16 protein-coding genes are annotated in these 15,785 nt (G+C 70.1%); 3 read left to right on the forward strand and 13 right to left on the reverse strand.

All coding sequences use genetic code 11. The features are described from left to right. The 3 genes from VGV13_21055 to VGV13_21065 form a co-directional block, all read right to left on the reverse strand. Positions 1-1,088, reverse strand: a 1,088-nt coding sequence (locus tag VGV13_21055; protein ID HEV8643573.1) for a CoA transferase, incomplete at its 3' end; no start/stop codon positions are given. Next, the gene (locus tag VGV13_21060) at positions 1,085-1,600 is read right to left on the reverse strand and encodes a MaoC family dehydratase (GenBank protein ID HEV8643574.1); all 516 of its coding nucleotides are present in this window, start codon (positions 1,598-1,600) and stop codon (positions 1,085-1,087) included. The genes VGV13_21055 and VGV13_21060, both read right to left, overlap by 4 nt. A 531-nt stretch (positions 1,601-2,131) precedes the next feature. Next, positions 2,132-4,360: an acyl-CoA dehydrogenase family protein gene (locus tag VGV13_21065; GenBank protein HEV8643575.1), complete on the reverse strand. Its 2,229-nt coding sequence runs from the start codon at positions 4,358-4,360 to the stop codon at positions 2,132-2,134. A gap of 30 nt (positions 4,361-4,390) precedes the next feature. Here VGV13_21065 and VGV13_21070 point away from each other — a divergent pair, with 30 nt between their 5' ends. After that, positions 4,391-6,019 carry an alkaline phosphatase family protein gene (locus VGV13_21070; protein HEV8643576.1) on the forward strand — a complete coding sequence of 543 codons (1,629 nt, stop codon included), beginning with the start codon at positions 4,391-4,393 and terminating at the stop codon, positions 6,017-6,019. Positions 6,020-6,026: 7 nt separating this feature from the next. Further along, positions 6,027-6,785 carry an endonuclease/exonuclease/phosphatase family protein gene (locus VGV13_21075; GenBank protein ID HEV8643577.1) on the forward strand — a complete coding sequence of 253 codons (759 nt, stop codon included), beginning with the start codon at positions 6,027-6,029 and terminating at the stop codon, positions 6,783-6,785. A 41-nt stretch (positions 6,786-6,826) separates the two neighbouring features. On the opposite strand, the gene VGV13_21080 is transcribed toward VGV13_21075, so the two are convergent. From VGV13_21080 to VGV13_21125, 10 genes are read right to left on the reverse strand one after another with little or no spacing between them, the layout of a single operon-like run. Further along, entirely contained in the window at positions 6,827-7,558 is a 732-nt protein-coding gene (locus VGV13_21080; protein ID HEV8643578.1) for a class I SAM-dependent methyltransferase, read from the reverse strand. Continuing rightward, positions 7,555-8,163 (reverse strand): hypothetical protein, encoded by a 609-nt coding sequence (locus VGV13_21085; GenBank protein ID HEV8643579.1) that lies wholly within the window; start codon positions 8,161-8,163, stop codon positions 7,555-7,557. Before VGV13_21085 ends, VGV13_21080 begins: the two co-directional genes overlap by 4 nt. 26 nt (positions 8,164-8,189) lie before the next feature. Then, a complete protein-coding gene (locus tag VGV13_21090) occupies positions 8,190-8,459 on the reverse strand; it encodes a hypothetical protein (GenBank protein ID HEV8643580.1) in 270 nt (89 codons plus the stop codon). An 8-nt stretch (positions 8,460-8,467) separates the two neighbouring features. Beyond that, positions 8,468-9,130 (reverse strand): DUF4410 domain-containing protein, encoded by a 663-nt coding sequence (locus VGV13_21095; GenBank protein HEV8643581.1) that lies wholly within the window; start codon positions 9,128-9,130, stop codon positions 8,468-8,470. Between the two features lie 28 nt (positions 9,131-9,158). Beyond that, on the reverse strand, positions 9,159-10,382 hold the full coding sequence (locus VGV13_21100) for a Zn-dependent hydrolase (GenBank protein HEV8643582.1): 1,224 nt from the start codon (positions 10,380-10,382) through the stop codon (positions 9,159-9,161). Positions 10,383-10,422: 40 nt separating this feature from the next. After that, positions 10,423-11,127: an ABC transporter ATP-binding protein gene (locus tag VGV13_21105; protein ID HEV8643583.1), complete on the reverse strand. Its 705-nt coding sequence runs from the start codon at positions 11,125-11,127 to the stop codon at positions 10,423-10,425. Beyond that, a complete protein-coding gene (locus VGV13_21110) occupies positions 11,114-11,839 on the reverse strand; it encodes an ABC transporter ATP-binding protein (GenBank protein ID HEV8643584.1) in 726 nt (241 codons plus the stop codon). The genes VGV13_21105 and VGV13_21110 overlap by 14 nt, the downstream gene beginning before the upstream one ends. A 14-nt stretch (positions 11,840-11,853) precedes the next feature. Beyond that, the gene (locus tag VGV13_21115; GenBank protein ID HEV8643585.1) at positions 11,854-12,855 is read right to left on the reverse strand and encodes a branched-chain amino acid ABC transporter permease; all 1,002 of its coding nucleotides are present in this window, start codon (positions 12,853-12,855) and stop codon (positions 11,854-11,856) included. Continuing rightward, entirely contained in the window at positions 12,855-13,769 is a 915-nt protein-coding gene (locus tag VGV13_21120) for a branched-chain amino acid ABC transporter permease (GenBank protein HEV8643586.1), read from the reverse strand. The genes VGV13_21115 and VGV13_21120 overlap by 1 nt, the downstream gene beginning before the upstream one ends. Further along, positions 13,733-15,007 (reverse strand): ABC transporter substrate-binding protein, encoded by a 1,275-nt coding sequence (locus tag VGV13_21125; protein ID HEV8643587.1) that lies wholly within the window; start codon positions 15,005-15,007, stop codon positions 13,733-13,735. The genes VGV13_21120 and VGV13_21125 overlap by 37 nt, the downstream gene beginning before the upstream one ends. Before the next feature lie 95 nt (positions 15,008-15,102). Between VGV13_21125 and VGV13_21130 the strand changes: the two genes are divergently transcribed. After that, positions 15,103-15,648: an NUDIX hydrolase gene (locus VGV13_21130; GenBank protein HEV8643588.1), complete on the forward strand. Its 546-nt coding sequence runs from the start codon at positions 15,103-15,105 to the stop codon at positions 15,646-15,648. The last annotated feature ends 137 nt before the right edge of the window (positions 15,649-15,785 follow it).

Here is a 15,785-nt window from a genome sequence, read left to right on the forward strand (position 1 = left end):
GGTCGCGTGACGGCCCCCGCCGTCTTGATGGGCGAGGCCACCTCGCGGACCGTGCCGTACACGGGATGCTTGACCTCGACGATCATCCCGCGCGCGCGGACCTGCTCGTCCTCGAGCGCCTCGCGCACGGTGTTCACCGGCGCGCAGGGCACGCGCCCGCCCAGGCGGGCCAGCCACTGGGCGGTGGTGCGCTCGAGGAACCGGGGCTTGAGGACTGCCAGCAACGCCTCCTTGTTGGCCAGGCGATCGGCGAACGTGGCGAAGCGCGGGTCGGTGGTGAGGTGCCCGAGCTCCATGGCCTGCGCCAGGTTCTCCCAGAACTTCTCCTTGGCGCAGAAGACGACGATCCAGCCGTCGCGCGTGGGGAAGTTCTGCGACGGCACCAGCGTCTGGTGGCCGGAGTCGGCCACGCGCTGCGGCTCCCAGTCGCGGTTGAGCGCCCAGGTCGCGAAGTACGACAGCATGCTCACGGCGGCATCGAGCAGCGAGACGTCCACGTCGCGGCCGACGCCCGTCCGCTGGGCGTCCCACAGGCCGACCATCAGCCCCAGCATGGAGGCGTAACCGCCCGCGAAGTCGATGACCGACACCCCGCACTTGCCCGGTGGGCCGTCGGGCTCGCCCGTGATCGACATCCAGCCGGCGTGGCCCTGGATGAGGTAGTCGTAGCCGGGCTCGGCGGCGCGGGGCCCGGTCGAGCCGAAGCCCGACAGCGAGCAGCAGACGATCGCGGGGTTGATCGACTTGAGGGCGTCGTAGGTCAGCCCGAGCTTGGCCGGCAGATCGCCCCGCACGTTGTTGTAGACGGCGTGGGAGACGCGCACGAGGTCGTGAAAGACGGCGCGCCCGTCCGGATGCCGGAGGTCGAGCGTGACCGACTTCTTGCCCCGGTTGAAGGATTGGAAGTAGAGGGAATCGCGCTCGATCTCCCAGGGCGGCACGTAGCGCGCCACGTCGCCGCCCGCCGCCGGGTCCTCGATCTTGATGACTTCGGCGCCGAGATCGGCCAGCACCTGGGTGCCGAAGGGTCCGGCGCCGAACTGCGAGACCGCCAGCACGCGCAGGCCCTCGAGCGGCGGGCGGCTCATAGATCGGAGGGGGCGGCCCCCTCCCAGGCCTCCCCCAGCAGCTTGCCTTCACCCAACGTCGGGTGGTTCTTCTTGGGCACCAGGGCCGTCCGGCGAAAGGTCATCACGCGCTGGCCCCGCTGGTTGGTCACGCGCGTCTCCACCGTGACCGTGCCGCGGTCGCCCTGGCGCGACTCCCGCACGTCGAGCACGGTCGACTCCGCGTAGATCGTGTCGCCGATGAACGTTGGATGCTCGTGGGTGATCTTCTCGATCTCGAGATTGGCGATGGCCTTGCCGGAGATGTCGGCCACGGTCATGCCGATGCCGATCGAGAAGACGAGCGGGCCCAGCACGACGCGCTGCTTGTGCTGGGTGTACTTCTCGGCGTAGTGGGCGTCGCTGTGCAGCGGGTGCTGGTTCATCGTCAGCAACGCGAACCACGTGCAGTCGGCCTCGGTGATCGTCCGGCCGGGCCAGTGCTTGATGACCTCGCCGACCGTGAACTCCTCGAAGTAGCGTCCGTAGGGCATGTCGTTCCTCAGCGAAGCAACGCCGCGAAGGCCAGTACGATGAGACCCGTGAGGCCGAGAGCGCTCCGGATCCAATGGAGGCTTCCCCACCGGGCCAGCAGCCGGACCGCCTCCTCCTCGCGGAGAGATCGCCCGCCCAGTGCCGTTCCAACTTGTTGATACTAAATCTGTCCACGAACGACGTACACGGTGCCTTCCTAGGCGCGAATAGTTGGAACGGCACCAGGAGGCGGCGGTTGGTGGGCATCATGCCCACCAGCGTGAACGGTATCGCGGCCCCGACCGCGACCCCACCACCCAGCCACGCCCACTGCGAGGTGAGGCCGGCGGCCAGCGCTCCCGAGACGACGCAGAGAGCGGCCGAGGAGGCCTGCCAGGGCGCGGCGCGTCGGTAGCTCGGCCCGAATTCGGCCATCGCCACCGTCACCCCGGCCTTCATCCGTCCGGGATGCTCGGCCACAGAGGCGTAGAGGGCTCCTCCCGCGAAGAGGGCCGCGCTGACGAGGGCGAGCCACTCGAACCAGAGGGCCATCACGAACCAAGGAGCCGCCGCGCCAGCTCCGCGCGCTCGCGCGGGGCGCCGGCCAGCGCCAGCATCAGGCGGGGGGCGTCGCGGTAGTAGCGCTCGATGGGGAACTCGGTGGTGTAGCCGTAGCCGCCGTGGATGCGCATGGCCTCCAGTGTCACCTCGTACGCCGCCTCCGCCGCGTAGAGCCGGGCGAGCCCGGCGGGCACGTCGTCGCCCGCCTCCAGGCGCCCGGCGGCGTGAGAGGTGAGGAGGCGCGCGGCGGTGATCGCCGTGGCCATGTCGGCCAGCTTGAGCTGGATCGCCTGGTGCTGACAGATCGGCTTGCCGAAGGCCGAGCGCTGCTGCGAGTAGCGGAGCGCCGCCTCGAACGCGGCCTGGGCCAGACCTACCGCCGTGGCGGCGAGGCCGAGACGAGCCACTCCCAGCGCCGCCGCCACGGGCGCCTCGCCGCCGTCCTCGCCCTCGAGGACCGCGGCCGCGGCAACGCGCGCGCCGTCGAGCCAGAGTCGCGCGGGGTCGAGACCGCGGCTGCCCAGCGTCGGCTCCGGCGTGCCCAGCGCGAGGCCCGGCGTGCCGCGCGGGAGCAGGACCAGCACGCGGCGCCCGTCGTCGATGCGCCCGAGCGCCACGAAGAGCTGTGCGCGCGGCGCGTTGTCCACCAGCCCCGTGGCGCCCGCCAGCACGCAGTCCGTGCGGTCCCGGCGCGCGGTCACGCCCTCGGCGAGGGCCGCGGCGCCGAGGATCTCGCCGCGCGTCATCGCGGGCAGCAGCCGCTGGCGCTGCTCGGACGTCCCCCAGCCCGCCACCGTCCAGGCCGCCGTCGCGTGCGCGGTCACGATACCGGCGACGGTCGTCCAGCCGCGGGCCAGCTCCTCGATGATCATCGCGTAGGTCCCGAGGTCGAGCCCGAGCCCGCCGTACGGCGGCGGCACCACGGCGCCGAAGATTCCCAGGTCACCCAGCGCGCGGACGACGTCGGCCGGGTACCGGCCCGCCTGCTCGTGCTCGGCCGCCACCGGAACGACCTCCTTTTCCACGAACTGGCGCACGGCCAGGACCATCTGCCGGCGCTCGTCGGGCTCGCCCTCGCGGGAGGTCAGCGCGCCCGGCCGCTCGCCGTGGCGCTCCAGGAGCTGGCGGGCGATCAGCGTGCGCTGGATCTCGTTGGTGCCTTCGCCGATGATCATCAGCGGCGTGTCACGGTACAGGCGCTCCACCGCGGAGGTCGCCAGCGCGGCCGTTTCCCCCTGCAGGCGCATCGTCTCGACGGCGAGCCCCTGGGCCGTCTCGGTCGCCCAGAGCTTGGCCATGCCCGCTTCCAGGTCGCAGCGCTCCCGCCGGTCCTTCATCCCGGCCGCCCAGGAGGTGAGCAGCCGCGCGGCGTCGAGGCGGGCCGCCATGGAGGCCAGCGCGGGCGGCGCCTCGCCCGCCCGGCGCGCGTCCTCGAGCGCCGCCTCCCAGGCGGCCTGGCCGACGCCGACGGCGCGGGCGGCGATGTTGATCCGGCCCGTCTCCAACGCGCTCATGACGTGTCTGAAGCCGCGCCCCTCGACCCCGCCCACGAGGTTCGCGGCGGGGACGGCGACGTCCTCGAAGACCAGCTCGGCGGTGTCCACGCCCTTGTAGCCGAGCTTCGAGATGGACTTGGCGACGCGCAGCCCGGGGTGGCCCTTCTCCACGATGAAGCACGACATGCCGCGGTGGCGCGGCTCGGCCCGGGGATTGGTCAGCGCCAGCAGCGCGAACGTGTTGCCCTCGCGGCCGTTGGTCACGAACATCTTCGTCCCGTCGATGACGTACTCGTCGCCGCGCCGTCTGGCCACCGTCCGGATCGCCTGGACGTCCGAGCCCGCGTGGGGCTCGGTCAGACACAGCCCGCCCCTGGCCTGGCCGCGGGCCAAGCGCGGCAGGAACTGTGACTGCTGCTCCCCGGTACCGTGCTGCAGCACGATGAGCGCCGCCATCGTGTGGCTGTTGAGGACCCCTGCCAGCGACATCCACCCCCGGCACAGCTCCTCGATGACGCGGGCGTAGGTGGTGACGTCGAGGCCGAGCCCCCCGTAGGCCGCGGGGATGAGCGCGCCGAAGAGGCCCAGCTCGCGCATGCGCGCGACCAGGTCGTGGGGGTACCGGTCGGCGTGCTCGAGCGCGGCGGCGACGGGACGTACCTCGCGCTCGACGAACTCCCGCACGGTGGCGACGAGAGGATGCTCGGCAGAGGATAGCGTCATCACTTCGCCCGGATATTACAATAGAACGCAATGTCGCCGGACGAGTGGGTCCTGCTGCTGCAGCGGATGATCGATCGGGCGGTTCGGCGCCTGCGTCTGGGGGCTGCGCCCGAGCACGACCGGCAGCGCCGCTTGTTGATCGTTCAGATCGATGGACTGCCGCGATCGGTGCTCGAGCAGGCGCTGGCCGAGGGCCGGATGCCGTTCCTGGCGCATTTGATGGCGCGGCACGGCTACCGCCGGCAGCCGATGAGCGTCGGCATGCCGACGTCGACGCCGGCGTTCCAGATGGCCGCCATGTACGGGGTCCGGCCCGACATTCCGGGCTTCCACTACCACGACAAGCGCCGGCGGACCGACGTCTACTTCCCGCGCGCCGGCGATGCTGCCCGCGTCGAGCAGGAGCAGGCTCGGGGCCGGCGGGGCATCCTCGAGGGCGGGAACGCGTACGGCTGCGTCTTCACCGGGGGAGCGGGGAGCAGCCTCTTCAACTTCGCGACGATCAAGCGGCCGACGGGGGAAGGGCTGCTGCGCGCGATCTCGGCGTTCGTCGTGCTGGCCTGGGTCCTCGTCAAGGGCCTCGTCCTGACGGTGCTCGAGATCGTGCGCGCCTTCCTGCGCGGGCTCGCCGATCCGGTCGGGGAGACCAGACGGGGCTGGAAGTGGCTCGTGCTCAAGATCGGGATGTCGGTCTGGGTGCGCCACCTGTTCACCCTGGCCGTCTCGCGGGACCTGTACGCGGGCGTCCCCGCCCTCTACGTCAACTACCTCGACTACGATGTCTTCGCCCACGCCTATGGTCCGCGCCACCGCCGGGCGCTCCGCATCCTGCGCGGTGTGGACCGATCGATCCACCAGCTCTGGCGTGTGATGCGGCGCGTGCGGGAGTACCGCTACGACCTCTACGTGCTCTCCGATCACGGGCAGGCGACCTGCACGCCCTTCCAGAAGCTCTCGGGCGGGCGGTCGCTGGAGGACTGCTTCTTCGAGGAGTTCCTGCGGCGGGCCGGCGCCCAGGAGGTGAGCCCGGCGCACCCGGAGGGACGGCGGCTGGCCAGCGGCATCAAAGCCTTCCGCAGCCGGCGCGCGCCCGGACTCTTCCAGCGCTTCGTCAACTATCTGGAGCGCGACTTCCCGCGGCTGCTGGGCGAGCTGCCGGAGGCCCGCGAGCGGGAGAGCGTGCGGGTGGTGGCGGCGGGGCCGAACGCCTTCGTCTACTTTCTCGGCGAGGAGCGGCCTCTGACAATCGAATGGATCGACGAGCGCTTTCCACGCCTGGCCGACGACATCGCGCGCCGCCGCGGCATCGGCTTCGTCCTGGCCCGCTCGCAGGCCGGCCCCCTCTGCCTCTGGCGCGGCCAGCGCCACGCGATCGACAACGGGGCCGCGGGGCCCTTCGCCGGGCGCGACGACTGGACGCTGCTGGCCCAGGACCTCCGCGACCTGATGGCCATGCCGAGCGCGGGCGACCTCGTCATCTACGGCAACGACTCGCCCGACGGCAACATCTCCTACGTCCCCGAGATCGGCGCCCACGCCGGCCCCTCGCCCGCCGAGCTGCAGACGTTCATCGTGTGCCCGCCCGGGGCCGACCTGCGCTCACCGATCACGCATCCGACGCAGCTCTACACCCACTTCATCGCCTACCAGGAGACCTGAACCGCCCGTGCACCTCGTCGTCGCCAGCTACAACATCCACCGGGGCGTGGGCCTCGACCGCCGCTGCGATCTCGCGCGCATCGCCGACGTCGTCGCCGAGATCGGGCCGGACGTGGTCGGCCTGCAGGAGGTGGTCTGCGAGAACGGCTCGCCGTTGGCCGATCAGGCCACCTATCTCGCTGCGCAGCTCGGCATGGCCATGGTGATGGGCGTCACGCGGCCGCACGGCAGCGGCACGTTCGGCAACGTGCTCCTCACGCGCCTACCGGTGCTGGGCTGGGCCACCTGCGATCTCAGCCGCGGCAGCCGGGAGCCGCGCGGCTGTCTGCGCGTCGACCTGGGCGCCAACGGGCGCTCCTTTCACGTCTTCAACTGCCACTTCGGGCTCGGGCTGCGCGAGCGCCGCGAGCAGATCGTGCTGCTGGCCGACTTCATCCGGACCTCTTCCCGGCTCGAGGGTCCACGGGTGCTGATGGGAGACTTCAACGAATGGCATCGCGGCCCGGTGACCCGCGGGCTCAAGCGCGAGTTCTCCTCGCCCATGCGGCGGATGCGGCGTACCCACCCGGCCGTCTTTCCCCTCTTCCGCCTGGACCGGATCTACTGGGATGTGGAGCTGGAGGGCGAGACCTTCCAGGTCCATCGCAGTCGCCTCGCGCGCGTGGCCTCCGACCACCTGCCGGTGGTGGCGCGCCTGCGCGTGCGTCCCGGGGTCGCCCCCGGACACGCCTACGTCGTCGGCGACCAGTTGCCTCCCGCCGAGTAACGGATCGCCGTCCGATTCGTCCGGCAACAGCCGGGGCCGGCTCAGCGCGACGAGCCCGAGCCAGTGGCTCCGGTGCCGGGCTTCCGGCCGAGGTACTCGCTCAGGAGCCCGAACCAGCGGACTGTCCGCGTGTCTTCGAAGCCGCAGCCGCCCAGGGCCGCCAGGATGGTCTCGGCCGGCACGAGAGTCTCCAGGGTCTCCCAGCAGTAATGCATCAGGAGCTCCGCCTCCCGGCTGCCGGAGCTGAGCCGGGACATCCAGGGAACCAGGCCGTTGAGGTAGAGCCGTCCCAGGCGAAGGCCGATCCTAGAGTTCGGGCGGGCGAAGTCCAGGACGATCAGGAGGCCACCGGGTCTCAGCACTCGGAAGTACTCGGCGAACGTGGGGCTCAGTCCCGAGACATGACGAAGCGCGTAGCCCATGGTCAGGGCATCGAAGAGGCCGCCGCGGAAGGGAAGCCCCTCGGCAACTCCCTGGACGAGTGGAATGCGGAGCTTCCGGCGCGCCTGGGCGAGCATCCCCGTGCTCGGATCCACTCCCACGACGCCGCCCGATGGACCCACGATGCTCGCGGCGGCGCGCGCGACGGCGCCGGTCCCTACCGCGACGTCGAGGACCTTCATGCCCTCCTGGAGGCCGGCGCGTTGCAACGCGTTGCGGCGGTACCAGGCGCCCGAGCCGAAGGCCATGAGACCGGTGATGCGGTCGTAGTGGCAGGCGGTGTCGTCGAAGAGACGCCTCAGGGAGCGCGGAGACACCCGCTGCGCGTTCATCCGCTGCCTCGGGGAGGGAAGATCCGACGAAACAGCGGATCGGTGACGGATCCGTCGTAGGGGCGAAAGCGCCAGTAGCGATACACCATCTCCGTCGCGAAGAGGGCGCCGATCAACAGGTAGGCGAGCAGCCCCGTGTAGAGCGTCCACCACGCCAGGCTCCGATAGAGCGCGAGCCACAGGGTGAATCCGCCGTTGAGCGCGAAGAACAGGCACCAGATGACGGTGACGATCCGACAGTAGGCGATCTCGTCCGTCGGAAGCTGGCGCCCGCGTAGCCGCGCGAAGCTCTCGACCATCGAGGGACCGTTCAGGAGCGTGCGCCCGAAGGCGATCACCAGGACGGCGTTGACGAGCACCGGCACCAAGAGGAAGAACTGCCCCTCGTCGAAGAGGGCCGCTGGGATCAACACGACTCCGAGGACGGCCGCCGGGACCAGGAGGCCGGAAACGAGAGCGGGACTTCGGCGGCTCCAGGTGAGGGTGGCCTGCAGCGCGAGCATGACGGCCAGGGTGATGGCCACCATCCGCGGGCCCGCGCGGGTCAGACCTGCGTAGACCAAGAACGGGTAGCCGATCCCGGTCAGGATCTGAAACAGCTTCAACGGCGCCGGCCTCGGACCGGATGCCGCTAATTCCGCTTGACCAGCGCCTTCGTCTTCGGGTACTCGGGCGGTTTGCCGGTGATCTCGATGACGCGCAGCGAGCCGTCGGGGGTCTCCAGCAGCAGGTTGCCGTCGGAGTACCCGACGAGCCTGCCCCACGCCTTCGGCACGTTCAACTCGGGCTGTGCCTCGGCGGGCGCCGGCACGACGAGCTGGAGCCAGGGGGTCACCGCGATGGCGACGAGGGCGACGGCGATGACGGTCAGCACGGCCTTGAGGTAGCGATCGAGAGTCATGGGAGCGCTCACTTCCCGGGCTTTTCGCCCTTGGACAGCCGGACCAGGAGCTTCGCGAGGCTCTCGGCGATGCCGTCGAACGACTGCTCGAGGAGATCCTCGTCGTCCCCGCCGAACATGCCCACGTTGGCAAGCCAGCGATCAGCGGTCACCATCACCACGCGCCCCGACGACGCGTCGATGAGGCGCATGTCGGCCTGGGCCCGGGCCCGCCCGATGCCGTAGGCGCCGACGAAGTACCGGGCCACCTGCGACCCGCGCCCCAGCCGGGTGATCGCCCCCTGGAGGCGCAGGGCCGGCTCGGCGCCCGGCTGGTACTGGGCTGCGCTCGTGTTCACCACGCGCTGGAAGAGCCCGCTGTCCTTGAGGCGGCGCACCAGCTCGAGCTGGAGCTTGGGCGCCATCTTGGCGGCGAAGCGGCGGTCGCCCTCGTCCTTGAGCTCGCGGTCGGTCACCGGGAACTTCTCCACCACGATGACCTTGTACTTGCTGACGTCGAAGCCCGGCGCCATCGCGACGAGCCCGACGTCCTGGTCCTTCACATTTGGCGTGAGCCCGCCGGCGCTCATCGGGTTGTCGGGGCTGCTCTGTATCGCGCTGGAACAGCCGGCCATGGCGAGCAGCAGGACCAGCAGTGCGGTGCGGGTGAGTGACTTCGGCGGTGTCCTCATGGTCGCCCCTCCGTGTGAGTGGTGGTCATCAGGCCTGCCCGGCCAGATCGAGCGCGGCCCGCAGCAGCGTGTTGGCCCCGTCCTCGATCTCGTCCATGGAGGTGAACTCCTCCTCGCAATGGCTGCGCCCGTCGCGCGACGGGACGAAGATCATGCCGGCCGGGCCGATCGCCGCCATGTACTGGGCGTCGTGGCCGGCGCCCGACCTTATTCGACGGTGGCGCGCGCCCGCCGCCTTCGCCGCGCGATCGATGGCGGCGACGACGTCGGGGTTGAACGGCGTGTAGGGCACGCGCCAGTAGTGCTCCAGCTCGTAGCTGACGCCCTCGCGCTGGCACCCCTCCTTCACCACCGCATCGAGCATGGGCAGCGCCCGGTCGAGCGTTTCGTTCCGCGGATCACGCATGTCCACCGACAGCACGACCTTGCCGGGGATGGCGTTGACGATGTTGGGGCTCACGGTGAGGCTGCCCACGGTGGTGACGGCGTCGCCGCCGATCTCCTCGGCGATCCGCCGGACGCCCGCCACGACGTCGGCCGCGGCCACCAGCGCGTCGTGCCGGATGCGCATCGGCGTGGGGCCGGCGTGGTCCTGCACGCCGTGGATCGTCAGGCGCGACCAGGAAATGGCGACGATACCCTCCACGACGCCGACCGACAGCCCTTCCTCCTCCAGGAGGGGGCCCTGCTCGATGTGGAGCTCCAGGTAGGCCTTGAACGGGCGGGGCAGGCAGGGCTCGGAGCCGAGGTAGCCGATGCGCTCCAACTCGTCCACCAGGCGGAGGCCGTCCTTGTCGCGGGCGTTGTAGGCGTCCTCCAGCGGAATCTTGCCGGCCATGACCCCGCTGGCGATCATCGCCGGCTGAAAGCGCGCGCCTTCCTCATTGGTGAAGATGGCCAGCGTCACGGGATGGCGCGTCCTGACCTGACGGTCGTTGAGCGCGCGGATCACCTCGAGGCCGCAGAGCACGCCGAGCTGCCCGTCGTACTTGCCGCCGGTGGGCACGGAGTCCACGTGCGAACCCATCATCACGGGCGGCAGCGGCGCCGTGCCCGCCCGCTCGCCGAAGATGTTGCCCATCTGGTCGACGGTGACGCGCAGGGCCGCCTCCCGCATCCACGCCACCATCCGGTCGCGCGCCCGCTTGTCGTCGTCGGTGAGGGCCAGCCGGGTGAGGCCTCCGCGCGGCGTCTCCCCGATCCTTCCGAGCTCTTCGATGGACGCCTGGAGGCGCTTGCGGTCGATTTTCATGCGGCTCACTCCTATCTATCACATACCCGGGCGCCGACGATCACATTCCCAGATAGGCGCGCTTGAGGCGCTCGTCGCCCAGCAGCTCGCGGGCGGCGCCGGCCAGGACCAGGCGGCCGGACTCCAGCACGCAGGCGCGGTGGGCCAGGGTGAGGGCCTGACGCACGTTCTGCTCGACCAGGAGCACCGTCACGCCGTCCGCATTGATCGTCCGCACCGTCTCGAAGATCTTGCCGACCAGCACCGGGGCCAGCCCCAGGGTGGGCTCGTCGAGCATGAGCACGCGCGGCTTGGCCATGAGCGCGCGGCCGATGGCGCACATCTGCTGCTCGCCGCCCGAGAGCGAGCCGGCCATCTGGGCGCGTCGCTCGGCCAGCACCGGGAACAGGGCGCAGACGTACTCGAGGCTCTGGTTCCTCTCGGCGCGGGCCCGCTCGGTGTGGGCGCCCAACAATAGATTTTCCATGACCGTCATGAACGGGAAGAGCCGCCGGCCCTCGGGGACCTGGACGATGCCCAGGTCGATCCGGCGGTGGGCCGGGATGCGGCCGAGGTCGTCGCCGTTGAAGAGCACCTGCCCCCCACGGGGCGCCACCAGCCCGGAGATCACGCGGAGCGTGGTGGTCTTGCCCGCCGCGTTGGCACCGACGAGGGCGAGGATCTCCTTGTCGCGGACCTCGAGCGACACCTCGAAGAGAGCCTGCAGGTCCCCGTAGAAGGCGTCGACGGACTCAAGTCTCAGCAAGGACGAATTCCTCGCCCAGGTAGGCGTCGATGACGCGGCGGTCGCTGGCGATCTGGGCCGGCGTGCCTTCGGCGATCCGCTCGCCGTGGTGGAGCACGACGATCCGCCGGGCCAGCCGCATCATGGCCGCCATGATGTGCTCGATGACGATCAGCGTGAGCCCTTCGCCGTGCAGCCGGCGGATCAGCTCCACCATGCCCGCCAGCTCCGACGGGTTGAGGCCGGCCATCACCTCGTCGAGCAGGAGCAGGCGCGGTCGCGTGGCCAGCGCCCGCGCCACCTCCAGGCGCTTGCGCAGCCCGATGGGCAGGGCGCGGGCGCGCGCCCGGGCATAGGGGGCGAGGCCGCAGGTCTCGATCACGCGCTCGGCGTCCACGCGGGCGGTGCGGACACTCGGCACCTTCGTCAGCGAGCCGATGGTCACATTGTCCACCACCGAGAGGTTCCCGAAGGGCTTGACGATCTGGAAGGTGCGCGTCAGCCCCAGGCGGCAGATGGCGTGGGGCGGCCGCCCGGTGATGTCGCGCCCGTCGAAGAGGACGCGCCCTTCTTCGGGACGATAGTAGCCGGCGATCACGTTGAAGAGCGTCGTCTTGCCGGCGCCGTTGGGGCCGATGATCCCCAGCAGATCGCCGGCCCGCACCTCCAGCGAGACCTCGCGCACGGCGGTGAGGCCGCCGAACCGCTTGGTCAGCCGCTCAAGCGTGAGCATGGTCGATCACCCGCTCACGCGTGAGCATGGTCCGTGGCCCGCCCACGCGAGCGCGCGATGCTGGCGCGGAGGCGGGCGGCGAGGCCCGCCAGCCCTTCGGGCACGAAGCGCACGACCAGGATCAGGACGCAGCCGTAGATGATCAGGTAGATCCCGGTGAACCCCGTTCTCACCCCGGAGAGGGTGGCGCGCAGGTAGGTCTCGAGCGACGTGATCAGGATGGAGCCCAGGAAGGGCCCCAGCGCGGTCCCGATGCCGCCGATGATCGTGTTCAGCGCGAAGCGGATGGAGAGATCGACGGAGAACACGTAGAAGGGATCGACGAAGCCGACGTACTGCGCCCAGAAGGTCCCGCAGACCGAGGTCAGGGCAGCGCTCAGCGTCACCGCGAAGACCCTGAGCTTGCGGCTGGCGATGCCGAGCGCCTCCGCCGCGTCCTCGTCCTCCCGCACGCCGGCCAGCTGGTAGCCGACACGGGAGCGCTCGAAGTACACCTGCACGCCGTAGTACACGAGGGCCAGGCCCAGGGCCACGTACACCCAGGCCACGTGGCCGAGGCCCAGGGTCCAGAACCCGGGACGGAATGGGACGGGGATGCCCTCCGAGCCTTGGGTGAAGCCCCGCCAGCGGCTGACGACGATGAGCAGCACCTGCGAGAAGGCGATGGTGGAGAGCGCGAAGTACGGGCCGCGCAGGCGGTTGGAGAGATAACCGATCACCGCGCCGGCGGCGACGGAGACGAGGATGCCCAGGAGCATGCCGAGCCAGGGGCTCTGCTGCCAGCGGGTGGCCAGCAGCGCCGCCGAGTAGGCGCCGATGCCGAAGAAGGCCGAGTGCCCGAGCGAGACCTGGCCGGCGTAGCCGCCGGCGACGTTCCAGGCGGCGGAGAGCGCGCCCCAGATGAGGATCAGCACGAGGCTGTCGAGGAAGAACGCGTCCTTGACGACGAGGGGCGTGAGGGCGGTGAGACCGAAGAGGACGAGCGCGCCCCAGTGCCGGGCCAGCGCGCCGCCCATCAGGCGCCCAGCGTCTCGGCGCCGCGCTGGCCGAAGAGCCCGGCCGGGCGGAAGACCAGGACGGCGATGAAAAGGACGAAGTAGAGGACCTCCTTCCAGGCGGTCCCGAAGTAGTAGGAGCCCGCCACCTCCACCGCCGCCACGATGAGGCTGCCCAGGAGCGCCCCCACCATGTCCCCGAGCCCGCCCAGCACGACGACCACGTAGGAGAGCAGCACGAACTGGAGGCCCGCCGTCGGATAGACGGAGTAGAGCGGCGCCACCAGGACGCCCGCCGCGCCCACGCAGGCGATGCCGATGGCCCAGGTCAACCGGTACACGAGGTCGGTGTCGATGCCCATCAGGGTGGCCGCCTCGCGGTCCTGGGCGGTGGCCCGCATGACGCGCCCGGTGTGCGTCCACTTCATGAAGGCGAAGAGCATGATGGTGAGCGCCAGGGCGATGACGAAGGCCACCACCTGGGAGAGGTTGAAGGCGATCCCGCCGACCCGGAGCACGACGAAGGAGTGCCACGGTCGCACCACGCGGTAGTCGCCGGTCCAGAGCACGAGCGCCACGTTCTGGAGCGCCGTCGACAGCCCCACCGTGGTGAAGATCTGGACGTTGTGCGAGGCGTGGATCACTCCGCGCATGATGAGCGCGTAGCTGGCCAGCCCGACCAGGAGGAAGACGGGGACGGACACGACGAGGACGAAGTAGGGGTCGAGGGACCATAAGGTGAACGCCCAGAAGGCCAGGTACATGCCAAGCATGAGGAACTCGCCGTGGGCGAAGTTCACTACCCGCATGATGCCGAAGATGAGGGTCAGCCCCACCGCGATCAGGGCATAGATCCCCCCCAGGAGGACTGTGGCGACGCCGAGCTGGGCGAGGACGTCTATTTCCGCTGGTCCCAGGAGCCGAGCGGGATCCACTTGGCCCGGAGCGTCGAGAACTCTTCCGGCCAGACGGTGACGAGCTGGCCTCCCTGCCACTGGAGCATGTAGTGCTGCACCCGCTCGTTGGCGTTCTGACCGTTCTCGGCGAACTTCACGCCCCAGCCGTTGATGGACGAGCCCACCGGCATATCGAGCGACATCACCGCGCTGCGGAACTTTTCGATGTCGTCGCTCTTGGCCCGGTCGAGGACGAGCTTGAGGACCCAGAGGCCGCCGCCCGCGAGCTGGTGGCCGCCCAGCGGGTAGGAGCCCGTCTTCTTCTGGACGGCCTCGCGGAACTCGCGCTCGAGCTTCTGGCCCTCGGGCCTGAGCGCCTCCATCCGGAAGCCCGGTCCGGGCTCGAGCAGCGCGAACACCCCGTTGGCGTCGGAGCCCAGCGCCTTGCCGAAGTCAGGAGAGCCGTACCCGGTGGCACCGGCGTGGACCAGCGCCTTGAACAGGAAGTTCTGCTCGCGCGCCTGCCGCCAGAAGAGCGGGGCGTCGTTGGTGTAGCCGATGTGGTGGACGATGTCCGGGTTGAGTTGCTTGAACTTCACGATGATCGGCGTGAAGTCGTTGATGGCCGTAAACGAGTAGTACTCGGCGCCCAGCTCCTGCATGCCGAACTCACCCTTCGCCCGCTGCCGCGCCGCCTCCGTCACGCCCTGGCCGTATGACGAGTCCTCCGAGAGGAACGCGATCTTGAGCTGGTTGGGGCGCAGGTTGAAGCGGGGCGCCAGGTGCTTGGCGATGAACTCGATGTTGTACCAGCCGAACCCGGTGGCGTCGATCTCGGTCCGGAACACGTTCTTGAGGCCGCGCTTGTTGAAGCGCGGATCCACGCAGGAGGTCTCCCAGTAGATGACGTTGTGCCGCGCGGCCGCTTCGCTGGCCGCACCGCACAGCCGCGACGAGAACGTTCCGGTGATGATCTTGACCCCCTCGCGGGTGATGAGCCGGTTCGCCTCGGTGGCGGCCGCGGTCGGATCGGGGGCGTCGGCCACCGCGAAGACGAGCTTCTTGCCCATCACGCCGCCCCGCTCGTTGATCATGTCTCGCACGATCTCGTAGCCCTCGAGGTGCCGCTTGCCCTCCGAGGCCAGCGGTCCCGTGAGGGGCTCGAGCACGCCGACCTTGTACTCGCCGGTGAGGGACTGGCCGTGACCCACGGCCAGGAGTCCGGTCAGGGCCAGGACGAGCGCGACCGCGGTGGACGCGAGCAGGCGGCATGGCATGGGGACCTCCTCTGAGACGGGGCGCTGTTCAGCGACGCCCGGGTTCTAACACCCGGTCGCCGAAGGTGTCAAGCCGGCCATGCTAGACTCGCCTCGTGGACCACGAGCAATCGCCGCGCTTCCTCGCGCCCTCCACGATCCGCTTCTGCCCGCTGTGCGCGGTGCCGCTCGAGCGCGAGGCGGTGCCCCCGGACCAGCGCGAACAGGCGGTGTGCCCGGCCTGCCGCTTCGTCTTCTACCTGAACCCGAAGGTGGTGGCCGGGACGATCCCCGAGCAGGACGGGCGAATTCTATTGACCCGGCGCGCGATCGATCCCAGCCGCGGGCTGTGGACGTTTCCGGGCGGCTTCGTCGACTTCGGCGAGAGCGTGACGGACGCCGCGCTGCGCGAGACCTTCGAGGAGACGGGCCTGAAGGTGGAGCTGACCGGGCTGCTCAACGTCTACTCGTATCCGGGCGCGCCGGTGATCATCGTCTATCGCGCCCGCGTCACCGGCGGCACCCTCACGTCCTGTGCCGAGAACGACGCGCTCGAGTGGAGGAAGCCCTCGGAGATCCCCTGGGACGCGCTGGCCTTCCCGTCGACGCGCGAGGCGCTCCGGGAGTGGGTGGCCGCCCGTGGGGAGGTGCCGGGCGGCTAGTGCCGTTCCAACTATTCGCGCCAAGGGAGGCGCCGTGTACTACACGTACGTGTTGCGGAGTGATCGAGATCAACGGCTCTACACCAGAACGACGCACGACCTCCGCACCCGAATCAAGCTGCACGCTGACAGAAAGG

The organism is Candidatus Methylomirabilota bacterium, assembly GCA_036001065.1.
Lineage (GTDB): Bacteria > Methylomirabilota > Methylomirabilia > Rokubacteriales > CSP1-6 > MNEF01.